This window comes from Pseudacidovorax sp. RU35E (genome assembly GCF_900156165.1).
GTDB lineage: Bacteria > Pseudomonadota > Gammaproteobacteria > Burkholderiales > Burkholderiaceae_C > Xenophilus.
In genome coordinates this window covers 458,461-475,831 of the sequence record NZ_FTMY01000001.1, presented here as the reverse complement: position 1 = coordinate 475,831, position 17,371 = coordinate 458,461, and the positions used below count along the sequence as shown (strand labels likewise).

Genomic DNA, 17,371 nt, shown 5'->3' with positions numbered 1-17,371 from the left:
GCGGCTGTCTCCAGGAAAGGCACAAGCCGGCATTGCGCCGGCAACGTCGCATTCTTGTCCCGCTCGCCCTGGATGACAATCCGCCGCTTGCTTGACAGACTGTCAAATGGGATTTGACGATGGACCTGAACATGCTCTCCCTGCTGGTGGAGATCATCGAAGCTGGCAACCTGAGCGAGGCCGCGCGCCGCCTGCGCATGAGCCGCGCCAACGTGAGCTACCGCCTGGCCCAATTCGAGCGCACCCTGGGCCAGCAGCTGCTGCGCCGCACCACGCGCCGCATCGAGCCCACCGAGATCGGCCAGCGGCTGTACGAGCACGGCCGCGCCATCCGCGACGAGCTGCTGGCCGCGCGCGAATCGGTGCAAATGCTGGGGCAGAGCCTGCAGGGCCGCATCCGGCTGTCGGTGCCCAGCGGCTACGGTCAGCAGGTGATGGCGGCCTGGCTGATCGACTTCAAGCGGCAGTACCCCGGCATCGTGCTCGACGTGGTGTTCGAGAACCGGGTGGAAGACCTGCTGCAGGGCGAGGTGGACATCGCCATTCGCGTCATGTCCGAGCCGCCGCAGAACCTGGTCGCGCGCGATCTGGGCCGGGTGCGCTACGTGGCCTGCGCCTCGCCCGCCTATGCGCAGGCGCACGGCCTGCCGCAGTCGCTGGAGGCGCTGCGCCAGTCGCCGCTGATCACGGCCATGGTGATCGGCCGCCAGCTGCGCGTGGCGGCCTACCTGGGCGCCGAGCGGCACGAGGTGCTGCTGGAGCCGACACTGATCTCGGAGAACTTCGAGTTCCTGCGCCAGGCTATCGAGGCCGGCCTGGGCGTGGGCATCGTGCCCGACTACGTGGTGCGCAACGCGGTGGACCGCGGCGAGGTGCTGACCACGCTGGACGAATGGCGCTTGTCCATCTTCGGCAACCACATGTACATGCTGTACATGCCCAACCGCCACCACACGCGGGCGACGACGGTGTTCATCGACTACCTGCTCGCGCGGGTGCGCGAGGCGGGCCGCGGCGGTTGAGCCGCCTCGCGCAACTGGTCGGCCAGGGCCTCGCGCACCACGGCCAGCGCGCGGTCGTCGTCGGCGCTCTTGCGGGTGACGAGCGTGAGCTCCAAGGTCGGGGCGTTGCGGCCCAGGCGGAGTTCGCGCACCGGATAGGCCTGGCACAAGGCGGCATCCAGCAGGTGGATGATCGACACGCCCAGGCCGCCGCTGACCATGGCGATGATGGCCGGCGCCGAATCCAGCTCCAGGCTGCCGCGCTTGTCCGGCACCAGCGACAGTACATGCCGCGCAGCCATGGCGCCGGTGACGGTGGAGCGGTCGTAGCGGATCCAGTCGTGGCGGCGCAGCAGCGCCGTGGGACTGGCCTCCGGCGCGTCGGGCGGGGCGATCATCATCAGTTCGCGCCGGGCCAGCGGCCACCATCTGAGCCGGTCGCTGCCGCCCTTGGCCGGCATGGCGACCACCGCCGCGTCGATCTGGCCCGCCTTCACGTCCGCGATCAGCGAGGCACTGCGGCCCCGCACGGGCCGCACGGTCAGTCGGCCATGCGCCGCCTGCAGCGCCGACAACGTGCCCGGCAACAGCGAGGGCAGCAGCGACTCGATGATGCCCAGACGGACGGTGCCCTCGATTGCCATGGTGGGACGGCGGCGAAGTTCGTCGATGCGCTGCAGGCCCTCGCGCATGGCTGCAGCAACGTCGAAGGCCGCCACGCGCGGGCGCACCTGCGGGCCGGAGCGGTCGAACAGCGGCAGCCCCAGGTACTGCTCCAGCTGTTTCATCTGCATGCTCACCGCGCTGGGCGTGAGGTTCATGTGCGCGGCAGCGCCGGCGAAACTGCCTGTCCGGATCACGGCATGCAGGGTGGCAAAGGCTTCGACCTTCATCAACGTCCTTGATGTTGAGAGTCAAGAATCATCGCTTTTTCTTGATCCTGGGCAAACCTAGACTGACTCCCATCAGCCCACGCCGGGTCTCGCGATGCGCGGCATCCCCCGGCGGGCAGGAGACACGCACCATGCATCCCCCTTTCGAAGCCCGGGCCTGGCTGGCCCGGGACGTGGCCCAGGACGACAGCTGGATCCTGCGCATGAACCCCGCCGAGGTGGCGGGCTTCGACGCAGCACTCACGCATGCCCGCGGGCTGGACAAGCCGCTGCTCGCCATGACGCAGGCCGACTTCCCGCTGCCCGCTGCCGCCCAGGCCGTGCTGCGGCGCGCCATCGAGGCAACACAGGGGCGCTGGGGCATGTGCCTGCTCAAGGGCTTTCCCGTCGAGCGCTGGAGCGAGGCGGACACGCGCCTGGCCTACTGGGGCATGAGCCTGTACATGGGCGTGGGTCGTACGCAGAACCGCGCCAGCGAGATCATCAACGACGTGCGGGACATCGGCGCCAGCTACAAGGTCAAGGGCGGGCGCGGCTACAACACCAATGCGGGGCTGGACTTCCACCAGGATTCCTGCGACGTGGTCGCCCTGCTCTGCCGGCGCACGGCGCGCAGCGGTGGCACTAGCAAGGTGATCAGCTCCATCGCACTGCGCGACGAGGTGCAGCGGCTGCGGCCCGACCTGATGCCGGTGTTGCAGCAGCGCTGGTTCCACAGCTACCAGGGTACGCAGGACCCGGTGCAGCCGCCCTACTACGGCTGCCCGATCTTCGGCGACGACCCGGTGTACTTCTGCGCCCGCACCAACCGCAAGAACACCGACGCCGCGCAGCGCGACTTCGACGAAGTGCCGCGGCTGACGTCCGCGCAGGTCGAGGCGCTGGACCTGCTCGACCAGCTGATGCCCAGCGACAAGCTGTGCTATTCGATGGAACTGGAGCGCGGCGACATGCAGCTGCTCAACAACTATGTGACGCTGCATTCGCGCACGCCCTTCGAGGACTTCGACGAAGCCGACCAGAAGCGCCACCTGCTGCGCCTGTGGCTGGCCGTGCCCTCGTCCCAGCCGTTGCCGCCGCAGTGGGAGGAGTACTACGGCGACGTGCGCGCCGGCGCGGTGCGAGGTGGCGTGCGCGGCAGCGCCATCACCCGCGAATTCCTCGACTATGAGGAGCGACAGGCACGGGTCCTGGGCATGGCCTGGCGGCCATGGCGACCCCTGGTCACGCGCGAGGCGGCCGCCGCCTGAGCCCTGCAAGGCCGACAGAGCACACGAGGAGACAAACACCATGCAACGACGTCATCTGATACGCGCCCTGGGCGCCGCTCCGCTGGGACTGGCCTTCGGGCCACTGCAGGCACAGACCGTCAGCCGGCTGCTGGTCGGCGCCACGCCGGGCGGGGGCACGGACATCGTGGCCCGGTCGCTGGGCCACGAGATGGGCCCACGCATGAACCGGCAGTTCGTCATCGACAACCGGCCCGGCGCGGCCGGCAACATCGCCGCGGCGGCCGTGGCAAAGGCCGCACCGGATGGCGGCACGCTGCTGCTGAGCTACACCAGCCATGCCATCAATCCCACGCTCTACGACAAGCTACCCTTCGACCCCGTCGCCGACTTCACGCCGCTGGCGGGTATCGCCTCGCTGCCCGGCATCCTGGTCGCCCACCCCTCACTGCCCGCCAACAACATCCGCGAGCTAATCGCCCTGGCCAAGGCCCGGCCCGGCAAGCTCAACATCGCCATTGCTGGCCTGGGCAGCGCCAACCATCTGGCCGGCGAGGTGCTCAAGCTCGACGCCGGCCTGAAGATCACGAGCGTGCCCTACAAGGGCACCGGCCCGGCGCTGCAGGACGTGATCGCCGGCCAGATCGAACTGGCCATCGCAGGGGTGGCCAGCGTGCAGCCGCAGATCCGCGCCGGCAAAGTGAAGGCCCTGGGCATCACGAGCGCACAGCGGCTGCCCGAGTTTCCGGACGTTCCTGCCATCGCGGAGGTCATCCCCGGTTTCGACTTCAGCGCCTGGTATGGCCTTTTCAGCCCGGCCGGCATGAACCCGGACTTGGCCGAGCAGTTCTCTCGCGCCGCACGCGAATCGCTCGACACGCCCGCCATGAAGGAACGCTTCAAGACCGAGGGCCTGATCGCCATGGGCACGGGCCGCGAGGAATTCGCCCGTTTCGTGAAGAGCGAGATCCAGCGCTGGGGCCGGATCGTGACGGCCACCGGAGCGCGGCCGGAATGAGCGCACGGACCGCCCCCGGCGCCGCCCTGCGCCGACGCCTGGCCGAGCCACGCCCGCTGCTGGCGCCTGGCGTCTACGACGCGCTCACGGCCCTGCTCGCGCAGCAGGCGGGCTTCGAAGCCCTCTACCTCTCGGGAGGTGCCGTGGCGTACACGCAGCTCGGTCGCTCGGATGTCGGGCTGACCACGGCCACCGAGACGGCCCAGGTGCTGGCCCGCATCACCGACCGCGTCGACCTGCCCGTCATCGTCGACGCCGACACCGGCTACGGCAATGCCCTGAACGTGCAGCGCACGGTGCGCGACCTGGAGCGCGCCGGTGCCGCCATGATCCAGCTCGAGGACCAGGACTTTCCAAAGCGCTGCGGACATCTGGCCGGCAAGGCGCTGGTGTCCCAGGCGGAGATGTGCGGCAAGCTCAAGGCCGCCCTGGATGCGCGACGCGATGCCGACACGCTGATCCTCGCCCGCACCGATGCCGTGGCCGTCGAGGGCCTGGAGGCCGCTTTCGCACGTGCCGAGGCCTATGCGGAATGCGGCGTGGATGGGCTCTTCATCGAGGCGCTGCGCACGCGGGAGGACATGGCCACGGCCTGCCGACGCTTCGGCCCGCGTCTGCCGCTGCTGGCCAACATGATCGAAGGTGGGCTGACACCGGTGAGCCGGGCGGCCGACCTGGGGGACCTGGGCTTTCGCATCGTCATCTTCCCCGGCGGTACCGCCCGCTGGGTGGCCGCCGGGTTGCAGCACTACTTCCAGACGCTGGCCTTGGAAGGGAGCACGGGATCGCTGCGGCCGCAGATGCTGGACTTCGATCAGCTCAACGCCGTCATCGGCACGCCCGAGCTGCTGGCACGCGGCCGGGACTACGCCGATCCGGCCACCGCGCCGCGCTGAAGCGGGCGCGGACGAGATCCCGTCAAAGGCCTTCGGGCCGCATGGGGATGTCCCCCATGGCTTCGTCGTTGCGCAGGTCGTTGGCCACCCGGAGGGTGTTGATCGACAGCCCGTCGCCCCGGCCGGCAAAGCCCTGGGCGATGCCTTCGAGCGCCGAGGCCAACGGCTGGTTGCCGTCCTCACGCGCGTTCATGCTGATGCTGAGCACGCGTGCGGCCATCTGCCGGTAGCTCACCACGCCGTTGCGCTCCAGCAGCGACACCAGGTCCAGGTACAGCGCCAGCGTCATGTCGAAGGCCAGCTTGCCAGAGGGCTCGAAGGCGGCACCCTGGCCGGGCAGCGTGTTGTCGTCGTTGTTGTCGTTCATGGCTTCTTGCTCTTTCGTCATCAGGGTGCGACGGCCGCCTGCCGCTGGCGCATCGCCTCGTACAGGCACACGCCGCTGGCCACGGACACGTTCAGGCTCTCGACCGCGCCGGCCATGGGAATGCTCACGAGCTCATCACAGGTCTTGCGGGTCAGCTGGCGCATGCCGGCGCCCTCGGCGCCCAGCACCAGGGCCGTGGCGCGGCGCAGGTCGCTTTGGTAGAGAGTGCCTGGCGCGTCGTCGCTGGTGCCCACGACCCAGATGTCGCGCTCCTTCAGCTCGTTGAGGGTGCGCGCCAGGTTGGTCACCATGAAGTAGGGCACCGTCTCGGCGGCGCCGCTGGCCACCTTGGCCACGGTGGCATTGATGCCGGCGGCATGGTCCTTGGGCGCGATCACGGCCTGGGCGCCGGCACCGTCGGCAACGCGCAGGCAGGCGCCGAGGTTGTGCGGGTCGGTCACGCCATCGAGCACCAGCAGCAGCGGCACGGTGCCCGCGGCTTCGAGCTGGTCGAGCAGTTCGTCGAGGGAGTGGGTCTGGGCCACGGGCTCGACGCGGGCGGCCACGCCCTGGTGGCCATGGCCGCCTGTCAGGCGCGCCAGGCGCACGCCGTCGGCTTCGATGAGGCGCACGCCGCTTTCCTGCGCGCGGGCGATGAACTGCTTCATGCGGGCATCGCGCCGCGTGGGATCGAACAGCACCTCGAGGACGGAACCCGGCGAGGTCTTCAGCCGCACGCCCACGGCGTGGAAGCCGAAGATCACTTTGGGGGAGGAAGACATATCGCGCGGGATTATCGGCGGCGACCGGGGAGCCGCCCTCCTGCGCATGCGCCGGGCTTGTCGGCGGGCGCCGCATGGGCGCGCCGGCCGAGGGCGCGGTCGCCTCGGCTGGCGCCCAAGGGACAGTGCAAGGCGTCGCTGCCCGCGCCGTTCAGGAGCCGGCGGCCCCGCTGCCCTTCGCCGTGTCCATCACCTGCTGCGCCTGTCCGGTGCTGGCGAGGCCGTCGCCGGACCAGGCGACGAACTGATCCGGACGCACCAGCACGAGCGCGGCACCGTAGCGCTGACGCTCGCCCTCCGCCGTGTCGCGGACCACGGTCAAGGGCAGCTTCGCCGCTGCCGCGGCCTCGACCATGGCCGCCACGTCGTCGTCCGCTGCGCCAAAGGCCAGCAGCGTGTAGCCCTCGCCCAGCGCCTCGAAAACATTGCGGCCGTCGTGCAAAGCGGCCGGCGCCAGGTGGTGGCCGGGGCGCGCCCGGAAGCTGTGGCTGCCCACCGCGCTGCATGGACCAGGCTCCGCGCCCGGGCCATGCAGCACGATCGGCGAGCCTTCGTAATGCGGCTCGAAGGACTGCACCTCGCCGACAGCGCCGCTGCTGCGCGCATTCCACGCCTGCTCGAAGGCGGCGGGGTCGCGGGCCGGGTCGTGCGCACGCAGGAAGTCGCGGTCGATCTCGATGGAGCGGGCGATGAAGTCGCGGGAGGTGGAGGCGAACACCGGCCGGCGCTCCGCGTCGTAGGAATCGAGCAGCGCCTCGCCGCCCCAGCCCTGCAGCGTGGCGGCCAGCTTCCAGCCCAGATTGCGCGCATCCTCGAAGCCGGTGTTGACGCCGTAGCCGCCGTAAGGCGGATGGCTGTGGGCCGCGTCGCCCGCAATGAAGACCGGGCCGGCGCGGTAGCGGTCGGCGATGGCGAAGCGCAGGTCCCAAAAGCCGATGTGCTGGAAGTCCACCTCGAACTCGGCACCCACCGCCTCGTGGAGGTAGCGCTTGAAGTCGAAGTTGTCGCGCGTGGTGCCGGGCGGCACCGGCGCATGGAAGAACCAAGTGCTGCCCAGGTCGACACGGCCGAAGAACTTCCAGTAGCCGTCCAGTTCGGGCTGCAGCACGTTGTAGTAGGACTTGCCAGGGTAGCGCGACAGCAGCTGGTGCAGGCCCTCGGAGCGGAACACCAGCAGCACCATCATGCGGTCGTGGTCCGACAGCGTCTGCGTGATGCCGGCCTGGGCCCGCACCTTGGAGCGGCTGCCATCGCAGCCCACCAGGTAGCGCCCCTCGATCACGCGGCGGCCCTCGCCCCCAGTCTCGGCGACCTCGGCGTACACCGTGTCGTTGTCCACGCGCACGTCCTCGGCCGTCCAGCCGTACAGCACGCGCACGGTGGGCAACTGGGCAGCACGCGCACGCAGCACCGCCTCGGTGGCGTACTGGGGCAGGCGCTCGTTGGCGGTGAAGTAGTAGGGCCGCACCAGTTCGCGCTGCAGCCAGTCATAGTGGTACGGGCTCAGCAGCGTGCCATGTGCCGTCAGGCCGCCGATGCCGTATTCGGGCGGAATGGTGCGGGCTGCGCGCAGGGCCGCTTCAGCGCCCCAGAAATGGAAATGCTCCATCGTGCGCTGCGTCAGGTTCTGGCCCTTGGGAATGGGCTGCGGCTCGCGGTGGCGCTCCACCAGCGTGCAGTGGATGCCGCGCTGGCCCAGTTCGATGGCCAGGCCGATGCCCACCGGGCCGCCGCCGACGATGACGACCTGCGTCTTCTCGTGCGGAATGCCGGTGCTTGCGTTGTCTGCGGTCATGGTGTGCGGTCCCGATGTCATGTAGGCGATGGCGGTATTGGGCCGTAGCGCCAGGCATCAGACAAGTTTAGGTATGACATGCACTCATAAAATCGGCATATGAACCTGACCATGCGGCAGATCCGCGCCTTCCTGAGCGTCGCCCAGGCCGGCAGCTTCACCCGGGCGGCCGAGCGGGTGCACATGACCCAGGCCGGTCTCAGCATCCTGGTGCGCGAGGTCGAGAAGCAGCTCGGCGCCCGGCTCTTCGACCGCACCACGCGCGCGGTGCAGCTGACCGAGGCCGGCCGCCGCTTCGCCGCCGTGGCAGAGAACGTGCTGCAACAGCTGGACGATGCCGGCGCCGAGGTCGGCGCCCTGGGCCAGCGCACGCGGCAGCAGCTGCGCATCGCAGCGACGCCGCTGGTGTCTTCGCACCTGCTGCCTCAGATGCTGGCGCGATTCAGCCAGGCTCAACCGGAGGTGCGCATCCAGCTCATGGACAGCGACCTGCAGGGCGTGCAGTCGCTGGTGGAGTCGGGCGCGGCCGACATCGGGCTGGGCTTCTTCTTCAAGGTGAGCGCGGGGCTGGTGCGGCGTCAGATCGCCGAGTTCGCGCTGATGAAGGTCTCGCCCGCCGAGGAGCCGCCCGCCGCAGTGGGCCGCAGCAACTGGACCTCGCTGCGCGGCACGCGACTGATCACGCTGCCGACGGACAACCCGATACAGCGCAGCATCGACACCCACCTGCACCGCCTGGGTGTGGTACCCGCGGAAACCCAACCGGTCAGCTTCATTGCCACGATGATCTCGATGGTGGAGGCGGGCTTCGGCCATGCCGTCATCCCCACCTTCGCAGTGGCCGCCTGTCGGCACCACCGCGTGGCCATGGAAGTGCTGGGCAGTCCGCAGCTCAAGCTGGGCTTCTACCGCGTGTCGCGACGCGGTGCGGCACAGACGGCGGCAATGCAGGCTTTCGACGAAGTGCTGGTCGAGCTGCTGCCCACGATGTCCCGCTGAGCACGCACTGTCGCTCTGCGCATTCATTGCCACGGCTAATCAATGCATGTGATTCCTGAATTTCACTTCATGGCTGGGCGCTGGCCCAATAGCCTTTGATTCGACGCGCCGCCTTGCGCTGGCGCAACCTGCGATCGAACGCCGCGGCATGCGGCAGGAGTGGAGACATGAAGACGACGAAATGGATGCGCTGGCTGCCCCTGGTGGCCGCCGCGATGACGGCCGCCGCCCCTGCCTGGGCCTGGCCCGACCGCCCAATCACGCTGGTGGTGCCCTACACGCCTGGCACAGGGATCGACATCGTGGCCCGCCAGCTGTCGGCCCGCTTGCCCAAGACCCTGGGCCAGCCGGTGGTGGTGGACAACGTGCCCGGCGCCAGCGGCAACATCGGCAGCGAGCGCGTGGCCCGCGCCGCGCCCGACGGCTACACGCTGCTGGTGCAGGTCAACACCCTGGTGATGAACAAGAGCCTGTACAAGTCGCTGCCCTACGACCCGGTCAACGACTTCGCGCCGGTAACCCTCACGTCGTGGGGCACGCTGCTGCTGGTGACCAATCCGCAGGTGCAGAAGGCCCAGACGGCTGCCGATCTGGTGGCCCAGGCCAAGGCCCGACCCGGCCAGCTGACCTACGGCACGCCCGGGGTGGGTACGCCGCACCACCTTTCGATGGCGCTGCTGACGCAGACCTCGGGCATCGACATGCTGCACGTGCCCTACAAGGGCACGGCCGGCGCCGTGACCGACCTGCTGGGCGGCCGTCTCGACGCCATGTTCCTGCCCGTGCATGTGGCCCTGCCGCACATCAAGGCCGGCAAGCTGCAGGCTCTCGCCGTGGGCAGCGACAAGCGGGTGCCGCAACTGCAGCAGACGCCCACCCTGGCCGAGGCCGGTCTCAAGATGGGCAGCGTGGACATGTGGTACGGCGTGCTGGCGCCCAAGGGCACGCCCCAGGCGGTCGTCGACCGGCTCAACCGCGAGATCGCCGACGTGCTCAAGCAGCCCGAGGTGGCGACGATCTTCGAGGCGCAGGGCATGGTGCCGGCGCATTCGACGCCCGCCGACTTCGGCAAGCTGATCGCCAGGGACGCGACGCGCTGGGCCGAGGTGGTGCGCACCGGGAACATCACCGCCGAGTGATGCCGAGGGCGGCGCGAGCCGCCCTCTCTGCTTCAGGCGCTTTTCAGGGCCTTGGCGTGGTGCGCCACGTGGTCGCCGATGAAGCTGGCGACGAAGTAGTAGCTGTGGTCGTAGCCCGGCTGCATTCGCAGCGTGAGCGGATGGCCCGCGGCATCGCAGGCCTTCTGCAGCAGCTCCGGCTTCAGTTGCCCGGCCAGGAATTCATCGCCCTCGCCCTGGTCCACCAGCAGCGGCAGGCGCTCGGTGGCGGTGCCGATCAGCTCGACCGCGTCATGGGCCGCCCACGCGCTGCGGTCCTCGCCCAGGTAGGCCGCGAAGGCCTTCTGGCCCCAGGGCACCTGCGTCGGCGCCACGATGGGCGAGAAGGCCGACACGCTCGCATAGCGGCCCGGGTGGCGCAGCGCCAGTGTCAGCGCCCCGTGACCGCCCATCGAATGGCCGGAGATGCCGCGACGCGCGGTGGTGGCGAAGTGCTGTTCCACCAGCGCGGGCAGCTCCTGCACCACGTAGTCCTCCATGCGGAAATGCGGCGCCCACGGCGCCTGCGTGGCATTGAGGTAGAAGCCGGCGCCCTGCCCGAGGTCGTAGGCCGGATCGTTGGCGATGGCCTCGCCGCGCGGGCTGGTGTCGGGCGCCACCAGGATCAGCCCTTGCTGCGCCGCATGCTGCTGCGCGCCCGCCTTGGTGATGAAGTTCTGTTCGCTGCAGGTCAGGCCCGACAGCCAGTACAGCACCGGGCAGGCCTCACCGGCCAGTGCCGCAGGCGGCAGGTAGACGCCCAGCTTCATCTCGCAGCCCAGCACTGCGCTGGTGTGCTTCCACACCTCCTGGCGGCCGCCGAAGCTGGCGTGGTGTTCGATGCGTTCCATCGTGTGCGCGCGCTCAGGCGTAGTGGACGACGGAGCGGATCGACTTGCCTTCGTGCATCAGATCGAAGGCCTCGTTGATGCCCGTCAGCGGCATGGTGTGCGTGACGAAGGGCTCCAGCTGGATGCGGCCCGCCATCGCGTCCTCCACCATGCCCGGCAACTGCGAGCGGCCCTTGACGCCGCCGAAGGCCGTGCCCAGCCACTTGCGGCCGGTGACCAGCTGGAAGGGCCGCGTCGCGATCTCCTGCCCCGCCCCGGCCACGCCGATGATCACCGACTGGCCCCAGCCGCGGTGCGCGCATTCCAGCGCGGCGCGCATCACGTTGACGTTGCCGATGCACTCGAAGCTGTGGTCCACGCCCCAGGTGGTCATCTCCACGATCACCTGCTGGATCGGCTTGTCGAAGTCCTTGGGGTTGATGCAGTCGGTAGCGCCGAAGGTTCGCGCCAGGTCGAACTTGGAGGGGTTGGTGTCGATCGCGATGATGCGGCCGGCCTTGGCCAGCTTGGCGCCCTGGATCACGGCCAGGCCGATGCCGCCCAGGCCGAAGACCGCTACCGAATCGCCTTCCTGCACCTTGGCGGTGTTCTTGACGGCGCCCAGGCCGGTGGTCACCCCGCAGCCCAGCAGGCAGACCTGCTCGGGATTGGCATCGGGGCTGATCTTGGCCAGCGACACCTCGGCCACCACCGTGTACTCGCTGAAGGTGGAACAGCCCATGTAGTGGTAGACGGGCTGGCCGTTGTAGCTGAAGCGGGTGGTGCCGTCGGGCATCACGCCCTTGCCTTGGGTGGCGCGCACGGCCACGCACAGGTTGGTCTTGCCGCTCTTGCAGAACAGGCATTCGCCACATTCGGCGGTGTAGAGCGGGATGACATGGTCGCCGGGCTTGACGCTGGTGACGCCCTCGCCCACCTCGACCACGATGCCGGCGCCTTCGTGGCCCAGCACGGCCGGGAACAGGCCTTCCGGGTCGTCGCCGCTCAGGGTGAAGGCGTCGGTGTGGCAGACGCCCGTGTGGGTGATCTTGACCAGCACCTCGCCCTTCTTGGGCGGGGCCACGTCGAGTTCGACGATCTGCAGGGGTTCTCCGGCCTTGAAGGCAACGGCGGCGCGGGATTTCATGGTCGGTTCTCCTGATGAGTGAATGGGTAGGGAAACGAAGATGGTCTCAGCGCAGGTAGCTGCGCACGATGCGCATCACCTGCTCGATCTCCGCCTGGGCGTCGGCAGGCCGTTCGCCGGCGGTGCCGAAGGTTTCGCGAAGATGGCTGTCGAGCACCTCGGCCATCAGGCCCGTGGCGGCGCCACGCAGCGCCGACAGCTGCTGCAGCAGCGCGCCGCAGTCGGTGCCGGCCTCCACCGCGCGCTCCAACGCCTCGGTCTGGCCGCGGATGCGGCGCAGCCGGGTGATGACGCGCTTCTTCTCTTCGGCGGAATGCGGCAAGGCGGCTCCTTCGATACTCCGGGGGAGTATAGGAGCGGGACCGGCTGGCGTCGAGCGGTAGCGCACTGGACGCCCCCGCGCGGCGCGATCAGGCGACCATCGGCGCGGGCGTCGATTCGTCCTGCGCCACCCGGCCGGCGGCGATGGTGATCCGGCGGTCGCAGCGCTGCGCAATCGCCCGGTCGTGCGTGACCAGCAGCAGCGTCGTGCCCAGTTCGCGGTTGAGGTCGAACATCAACTGCATGACCTGCTCACCGGTCGCGAAGTCCAGGCTGCCGGTGGGCTCGTCGGCCAGCAGCAGGCGCGGCTGCACGACGAAGGCGCGGGCGAGCGCCACGCGTTGCTGCTCGCCGCCCGAGAGCAGTTTGGGATAGTGGCCCAGGCGCTGCCCCAGCCCGACCCGCGCCAGCATCTCCGTGGCGGCGGCCCGGGCATCGCTGCGGTTGGCCAGTTCGAGCGGCAGCATGACGTTCTCCAGGGCCGTCAGGTTGCCCAGCAACTGGAAGCTCTGGAACACGAAGCCGACCTGGCGTGCACGCAGTGCGGCCCGATCATCCTCGTCCACGGCAAAGAGGTCCTCACCTGCCAGCTTGACGGTCCCCTTCGACGGGACGTCCAGCCCCGCGATGATGGACAGCAACGTGCTCTTGCCGGAGCCCGACGCACCCACGATCGCGGCGGTCTCCCGCGCGCCGAGGGTGAAATGGATGTCTTGCAGAATGTCCAGCGTGCCTGTGGAATCGGCGACGGACTTGTGGACGTGTTCGACGGCGACGATGGCTTCCACGGTGTTGGACATGAATTCGAAAGGACTCGCGTGCTGATTCGACGTCACTTTATCCTGCGCGCCGCGCTCGCCCTGTCGGCGGCGGGCCCGTGGGGTCTTTCGGCCCTCGCGCAGCCTGCACCGGGCAAGGCGCCCGTGATCCTGGTGGTGGGCGACTCTCTCTCGGCTGAATACGGCCTCAAGCGCGGGGACGGCTGGGTCGCGCTGATGGAGAAGCGCCTCGCCGATCAGAAGATCGCCGCCAAGGTCGTCAACGCCAGCATCAGCGGTGACACCACCTCCGGCGGCCGGGCCCGGCTACCGGCCCTGCTGGCCCAGCACAAGCCCACGCACGTGATCCTCGAGCTGGGCGCCAACGACGCACTGCGCGGTCTGCCGCTGGCATCGACCGAGGACAACCTGATGCAGATGGTGAAGGCCAGCCAGGCGGCCGGGGCCAAGGTGCTGGTGGTGGGGATCCAGGTGCCGCCCAACTACGGGACGGACTACACGCGGCGCTTCGGGGAGATCTTCGCCCGCGTGGGAAAGGCAACCCAGTCCGACGTGGTGCCCTTCCTGCTGAAGAACGTGGCGGATGGGCCGGATGCGGCATCGATGTTCCAGGCGGACCGCATTCATCCGCTGGCCATCGCGCATCCGCGCATTCTCGAAAACGTCTGGCCCGCCGTGCGCAAGCTGCTGCGCTGAAGCGGCGGACTCGGCAACAAAGGCGATCAGCCGTTCTTGGTGGGCGTCTCGGGCACGGTGGGGGCATCGTGCTCCAGCGAGGCCACATCCGTTTCGGGATCCCCGGGCGCCAGACCCGGACTGCTGGGCGCGATCTTGCGATCCGCCTTGGCCCGCAGCTTCTCTTCCTTCTTCTGCCTCTTGGCCAGTTCCCGCTGCCGCTTCTCGTAACCGTAGTTGGGTGTGGCCACGCGTACTCCTCTCTGTTGTCAAAAAAACGCCCCGGGCTTGGGGCGCACGTGGATCAATGTAAGCGATAACGGATGAGGCGCCTACCGGCGGCGGCCGAAGGCGCGCGCTCGACCATGCCTTCCTGAGGCGCCTGGCTAGAGCTGCGCGAGCGCCTGTGCCAGGTCGGCCTGCAGGTCCTCCACCCGCTCCAATCCCACGGAGAAGCGCACCAGGGTGCCCTTGTGCGGCCAGTGACTGACGGCAGGGTCCCGCATCAGACCGATGTCGTAAGGCACCACGAGGCTGATCGGCCCGCCCCAGGAATACCCCAGCTTGAAGAGCTTCAGGCTGTCGCAGAAGCGGTCGATGGCCTCCACGGCAAAGCGACCGTCGAACACCACCGAGAAGAGTCCTGCCGCCAGGTCGCTGGCGCCGCAGAGGGTCTGCCAGTGCGCATGGCCGGGCGAGCCTGGCAGTGCGGGGTGCAGCACCTGCGCGATCTCCTCACGCTCGCCCAGCCAGGTGGCCAGGGTGCGTGCCGCACGGTCATGAGCCGAATAGCGCAGATGCACGCTGGGCAACGCCCGCAGCAGCGCCTCGGCGTCGTTGGCACCGATACCGACGCCCAGGCGCATGTGCGTGAGCTTGAGCTTCAGGTGCAGCGCCTCGTCGCGCGTCACCACGCTGCCCATCAGCACATCGCCACCGCCGCTCGGGTATTTGGTGAGCGCATGGACGGAGATGTCCACGCCCTTGCCGTCGCCAACGAGGTCGAAGGGATTGAAAGCCAGGCCCGCACCCCAGGTGTTGTCCAGCGCGCTGACCACGCCCCGGGCCCGGCACGCGTCCACCAGCGCTGGCAGGTCGGGGAACTCCATGGTGACCGAGCCTGGCGCCTCGATCCACACCAGCCGCGTGCGCTCGGAGATCTTCGCGGCCAGGTCGGCCGGATCCATCGCGTCGTAGAGCCGGTGCGTGACCCCGTAGTTGGCCAGCTCGCCAGTGGCCAGCGCCTTGTTGGGCCCGTAGGCGTTGTCGGGAATCAGCACCTCGTCGCCGCGACTCAGCAGCGACAACGCCACCAGCGAGATGGCCGCCAGCCCGCTGGGGGCCAGCAGGCACTGGCTGCCGCCTTCGAGGGCGGCGAGCCGCTCCTCGAGCAGGAAGGTGGTGGGGGTTCCGTGCAGGCCGTAGGTGTAGCCGCCCTTGCTCTTCCAGTCGCGCGCGCGCATGGCGGCAACGTTGGGGAAGAAGACCGTCGAGGCCTTGAAGATGCCCGGCTGCGGGGCCTCGAAACTCGACGGGGGAAGGTAGGGGTGATGGATCAGATCGGTGGCAGATGCGCTCATGCCACCGATGCTAGCCCCTCTTCAGACAGACCACTTCTTGAGCAGCTTCTCGGGCCGCATCGTGTCGTAGCCTTCGAAGGGCTGGTGGATCCAGGGATTTGTCTCCAGGTACTCCACCGAGTAGTCGGGCGTGAACACCGACAGCTGCTTGGTCCAGAGCACCGCGCTGCGCAACTCGGTGATCGGCGAGTACTTGGTGCGCAGCAGTTCCACCACGGCCTGCAGCGTGTGGCCGGAATCGGCCAGGTCGTCCACCAGCAGCACGCGACCCGCGATCTCGCCCTTGGGCGTGGTGATGTAGTGGGCGATGTCCAGGTGACCCTGGATGGTGCCGCCCTCGGCGCGGTACGAGCTCGTGGACATGATGGCCAGCGGCTTGTCGAAGATGCGCGACAGCACATCGCCGGGCCGCATGCCGCCACGGGCCAGGCACAGGATGTTGTCGAACTCCCAGCCGGACTGGTGGATCTTGAGCGCGAGCTTTTCGATGAGGTTGTGGTACTCGTCGTAGCTGACGTACAGGTGCTTGCCGTCTTCGGTCAACATGGTTCGTGGGCTCCGGGCGGGTTCAATCGGCGAGGTAGGGATGGCGCATCATGATCGTATGGTCACGATCGGGGCTGGTCGAGATCATGGCAATGGGCACGCCCGTCACCTGCTCGATGCGCTGAAGATACAGCCGGGCATTGACCGGCAGCTTGTCGTACTGGGTGACGCCCACGGTGCTGTCCGACCAGCCCTCGATGGTTTCGTACACCGGCACGCAACGCTCGATCTCGTCGGCGCCCAGCGGCAGGATGTCGATGTGCTCGCCGTCGAGTTCGTAGCCGGTGCACAGCTTGAGTTCCTCGATGCCGTCCAGCACGTCGAGCTTGGTGATGCACAGACCCGACAGGCCGTTGACCTGGGCCGAGCGCTTGAGCAGCGCGGCGTCGAACCAGCCGCACCGGCGGGAGCGGCCGGTGGTCACGCCCTTCTCGGCCCCAACCGTCGAGAGGTGGTAACCCACGGTGCCTGGCTTCTCCCAGTCCAGCTCGGTGGGGAACGGGCCGCCGCCCACGCGGGTGCAGTAGGCCTTCGTGATGCCCAGCACATAGTGCAGCATGCCGGGGCCGACGCCGGAACCAGCAGCCGCGTTGCCGGCCACGCAGTTGCTCGAGGTGACGTACGGGTAGGTGCCGTGGTCCACGTCCAGCAGCGTGCCTTGCGCGCCTTCGAACAGCAGGTTGGCACCGTTGCGGTGGGCTTCGTTGAGCTCACGCGACACGTCCGCGATCATGGGCTTGAGGATCTCGGCGTGCTTCATCGCCTCGGCATACACCGTGTCGTAGTCGATGGCCTCGGCGCCCAGCACCTGCGTCAGCACATGGTTGTGCAGATCGAGCAGCACGCGCAGCTTCTGCGCGAAGCGCTCGGGGTGCTTCAAGTCCTGCACGCGCAGCGCGCGGCGGGCGATCTTGTCTTCGTAGGCCGGGCCGATCCCGCGGCCGGTGGTGCCGATCTTCTCGATGCCGCCCTTCTCGCGGTAGGCCTCGCGCGCCACGTCGAGCGCGGCGTGGAACGGCAGGATCAGCGGGCAGGCCTCGGAGACGCGAAGACGCGAACGCACTTCGACGCCCGCCTTCTCCAGCCCTTCGATCTCCTCGAAGAGCTTGGCGCAGGACAGCACCACGCCGTTGCCGATGTAGCAGGTCACGCCAGGGCGCATGATGCCGCTGGGGATGAGGTGCAGCGCCGTCTTGACGCCATTGATGACCAGCGTGTGGCCCGCGTTGTGGCCGCCCTGGAAGCGCACCACGCCCTGGGCGCTTTCCGTCAGCCAGTCGACCAGCTTGCCCTTGCCCTCGTCGCCCCACTGGGTGCCGACGACGACCACGTTACGTCCGGTTGTCACGCTCATGA

At 68.7% G+C, this 17,371-nt stretch carries 19 protein-coding genes; 7 read left to right on the top strand and 12 right to left on the bottom strand.

The features are described 5' to 3' along the window. Nucleotides 1-119: 119 nt before the first annotated feature. Complete coding sequence (locus BXA03_RS02055; RefSeq protein ID WP_076503489.1) at nucleotides 120-1,022, top strand: LysR family transcriptional regulator; 903 nt, start codon at nucleotides 120-122, stop codon at nucleotides 1,020-1,022. Here BXA03_RS02055 and BXA03_RS02050 read toward each other — a convergent pair. Then, nucleotides 980-1,894 carry a LysR family transcriptional regulator gene (locus BXA03_RS02050; protein ID WP_076503488.1) on the bottom strand — a complete coding sequence of 305 codons (915 nt, stop codon included), beginning with the start codon at nucleotides 1,892-1,894 and terminating at the stop codon, nucleotides 980-982. The genes BXA03_RS02055 and BXA03_RS02050 overlap by 43 nt on opposite strands. A 131-nt stretch (nucleotides 1,895-2,025) precedes the next feature. Here BXA03_RS02050 and BXA03_RS02045 point away from each other — a divergent pair, with 131 nt between their 5' ends. Genes BXA03_RS02045 through BXA03_RS02035 form a run of 3 tightly spaced genes read left to right on the top strand, consistent with a single transcriptional unit; the run spans nucleotide 2,026 to nucleotide 5,037 of the window. Then, entirely contained in the window at nucleotides 2,026-3,144 is a 1,119-nt protein-coding gene (locus BXA03_RS02045) for a TauD/TfdA family dioxygenase (protein ID WP_076503487.1), read from the top strand. Nucleotides 3,145-3,184: 40 nt separating this feature from the next. Further along, nucleotides 3,185-4,141, top strand: coding sequence for a Bug family tripartite tricarboxylate transporter substrate binding protein (locus BXA03_RS02040; RefSeq protein ID WP_076503486.1), 957 nt, complete (start codon nucleotides 3,185-3,187; stop codon nucleotides 4,139-4,141). Further along, a complete protein-coding gene (locus BXA03_RS02035; protein ID WP_076503485.1) occupies nucleotides 4,138-5,037 on the top strand; it encodes an isocitrate lyase/PEP mutase family protein in 900 nt (299 codons plus the stop codon). Before BXA03_RS02040 ends, BXA03_RS02035 begins: the two co-directional genes overlap by 4 nt. Before the next feature lie 22 nt (nucleotides 5,038-5,059). Here the strand turns inward: BXA03_RS02035 and BXA03_RS02030 are convergent, their stop codons facing one another. The 3 genes from BXA03_RS02030 to BXA03_RS02020 all read right to left on the bottom strand — a co-directional run bounded on the left by BXA03_RS02030 (nucleotide 5,060) and on the right by BXA03_RS02020 (nucleotide 7,981). After that, nucleotides 5,060-5,404, bottom strand: coding sequence for a hypothetical protein (locus BXA03_RS02030; RefSeq protein WP_076503484.1), 345 nt, complete (start codon nucleotides 5,402-5,404; stop codon nucleotides 5,060-5,062). A 20-nt stretch (nucleotides 5,405-5,424) separates the two neighbouring features. Beyond that, a complete protein-coding gene (gene rlmB, locus BXA03_RS02025; protein WP_076503483.1) occupies nucleotides 5,425-6,186 on the bottom strand; it encodes a 23S rRNA (guanosine(2251)-2'-O)-methyltransferase RlmB in 762 nt (253 codons plus the stop codon). A 151-nt stretch (nucleotides 6,187-6,337) separates the two neighbouring features. After that, on the bottom strand, nucleotides 6,338-7,981 hold the full coding sequence (locus BXA03_RS02020) for an FAD-dependent monooxygenase (protein WP_076503482.1): 1,644 nt from the start codon (nucleotides 7,979-7,981) through the stop codon (nucleotides 6,338-6,340). Nucleotides 7,982-8,080: 99 nt separating this feature from the next. On the opposite strand from BXA03_RS02020, the gene BXA03_RS02015 reads away from it, so the two are divergent. Together BXA03_RS02015 and BXA03_RS02010 are read left to right on the top strand one after the other, a co-directional pair. Further along, nucleotides 8,081-8,980, top strand: coding sequence for a LysR family transcriptional regulator (locus BXA03_RS02015; protein WP_076503481.1), 900 nt, complete (start codon nucleotides 8,081-8,083; stop codon nucleotides 8,978-8,980). Nucleotides 8,981-9,147: 167 nt separating this feature from the next. Continuing rightward, entirely contained in the window at nucleotides 9,148-10,119 is a 972-nt protein-coding gene (locus BXA03_RS02010; RefSeq protein ID WP_076503480.1) for a tripartite tricarboxylate transporter substrate binding protein, read from the top strand. Nucleotides 10,120-10,151: 32 nt separating this feature from the next. Here the strand turns inward: BXA03_RS02010 and fghA are convergent, their stop codons facing one another. The 4 genes from fghA to BXA03_RS01990 all read right to left on the bottom strand — a co-directional run bounded on the left by fghA (nucleotide 10,152) and on the right by BXA03_RS01990 (nucleotide 13,235). Further along, on the bottom strand, nucleotides 10,152-10,988 hold the full coding sequence (fghA, locus tag BXA03_RS02005) for an S-formylglutathione hydrolase (protein ID WP_076503479.1): 837 nt from the start codon (nucleotides 10,986-10,988) through the stop codon (nucleotides 10,152-10,154). A 13-nt stretch (nucleotides 10,989-11,001) separates the two neighbouring features. After that, entirely contained in the window at nucleotides 11,002-12,114 is a 1,113-nt protein-coding gene (locus BXA03_RS02000; protein WP_076503478.1) for an S-(hydroxymethyl)glutathione dehydrogenase/class III alcohol dehydrogenase, read from the bottom strand. 46 nt (nucleotides 12,115-12,160) lie between these two features. Then, entirely contained in the window at nucleotides 12,161-12,436 is a 276-nt protein-coding gene (locus BXA03_RS01995) for a metal/formaldehyde-sensitive transcriptional repressor (RefSeq protein ID WP_058641269.1), read from the bottom strand. A gap of 88 nt (nucleotides 12,437-12,524) precedes the next feature. Further along, on the bottom strand, nucleotides 12,525-13,235 hold the full coding sequence (locus BXA03_RS01990) for an ABC transporter ATP-binding protein (protein ID WP_076503477.1): 711 nt from the start codon (nucleotides 13,233-13,235) through the stop codon (nucleotides 12,525-12,527). A gap of 21 nt (nucleotides 13,236-13,256) precedes the next feature. Here BXA03_RS01990 and BXA03_RS01985 point away from each other — a divergent pair, with 21 nt between their 5' ends. Then, on the top strand, nucleotides 13,257-13,910 hold the full coding sequence (locus tag BXA03_RS01985) for an arylesterase (RefSeq protein WP_076503689.1): 654 nt from the start codon (nucleotides 13,257-13,259) through the stop codon (nucleotides 13,908-13,910). Nucleotides 13,911-13,936: 26 nt separating this feature from the next. On the opposite strand, the gene BXA03_RS01980 is transcribed toward BXA03_RS01985, so the two are convergent. The 4 genes from BXA03_RS01980 to BXA03_RS01965 all read right to left on the bottom strand — a co-directional run bounded on the left by BXA03_RS01980 (nucleotide 13,937) and on the right by BXA03_RS01965 (nucleotide 17,369). Beyond that, on the bottom strand, nucleotides 13,937-14,140 hold the full coding sequence (locus BXA03_RS01980) for a hypothetical protein (RefSeq protein WP_076503476.1): 204 nt from the start codon (nucleotides 14,138-14,140) through the stop codon (nucleotides 13,937-13,939). 135 nt (nucleotides 14,141-14,275) lie between these two features. After that, nucleotides 14,276-15,469, bottom strand: coding sequence for a PLP-dependent transferase (locus tag BXA03_RS01975; RefSeq protein ID WP_076503475.1), 1,194 nt, complete (start codon nucleotides 15,467-15,469; stop codon nucleotides 14,276-14,278). A gap of 21 nt (nucleotides 15,470-15,490) precedes the next feature. Then, the gene (locus BXA03_RS01970) at nucleotides 15,491-16,015 is read right to left on the bottom strand and encodes a phosphoribosyltransferase (protein WP_076503474.1); all 525 of its coding nucleotides are present in this window, start codon (nucleotides 16,013-16,015) and stop codon (nucleotides 15,491-15,493) included. A gap of 22 nt (nucleotides 16,016-16,037) precedes the next feature. Continuing rightward, nucleotides 16,038-17,369 (bottom strand): adenylosuccinate synthase, encoded by a 1,332-nt coding sequence (locus tag BXA03_RS01965; protein WP_076503473.1) that lies wholly within the window; start codon nucleotides 17,367-17,369, stop codon nucleotides 16,038-16,040. Nucleotides 17,370-17,371 lie beyond the last annotated feature (2 nt).